This is a genomic window from Halomonas sp. BN3-1, assembly GCF_003056325.1.
Lineage (GTDB): Bacteria > Pseudomonadota > Gammaproteobacteria > Pseudomonadales > Halomonadaceae > Halomonas > Halomonas litopenaei.
In genome coordinates this window covers 1-554 of record NZ_PYVV01000053.1, presented here as the reverse complement: position 1 = coordinate 554, position 554 = coordinate 1, and the positions used below count along the sequence as shown (strand labels likewise).

The 554-nt window shown below is 65.7% G+C and carries 1 protein-coding gene; it reads left to right on the top strand.

The genetic code is table 11. The features are described 5' to 3' along the window. Nucleotides 1-30: 30 nt before the first annotated feature. On the top strand, nt 31-554 hold a 524-nt coding region (locus C9F12_RS22260), incomplete at its 3' end, for a hypothetical protein (protein ID WP_162816565.1).

Below are 554 nucleotides of genomic sequence, written 5' to 3'. Positions count from 1 at the left end.
AGCGTCCAGGGCCTGGCGGCTGGTGAGTCCTTGGTCTGGAGCGCAAACGACGCCGGTGAGCTGGAAGGGCGTACCGAGGCCGGCGGTGACGCCGTCCTGACCCTGACCCTGAGTCCGGCGGTTGACGTGGATAATCCGATCGCTGCTGGGACTAAGCAGGTAGTTACCGTGACCGCGACCCTGGCCGAGAGCCTGGACCATGCGGTCGACGCCGATAGCCTGTCGATCACCGGCATCAGCGTGGTCGGCACCGACACCGACGGTACCAGTACCGAGGCGAGCGTCTCGGTCAGCGTGGCCGACGATCAGCCGACCATCGAGTTCGTTGAAGCGCCTGCCAGCGTGGTCGAGGGTCAGAGTGTCAATGGCACCTGGACCACCGACGCCGGTGCCGATGGTGCCACCGTCAGCGTGACAGCGGCAGGCGAAACCAAGCCGCTGGGCGTCGGTGCTACCGATACCGTGACCTTCAAGCTCGCCGAAGGCACCCTGACCGTCACTGGTGACGGCAACTGGACCTTCGAGGCCAAGGACAACCTCGACCAGGGCAACAG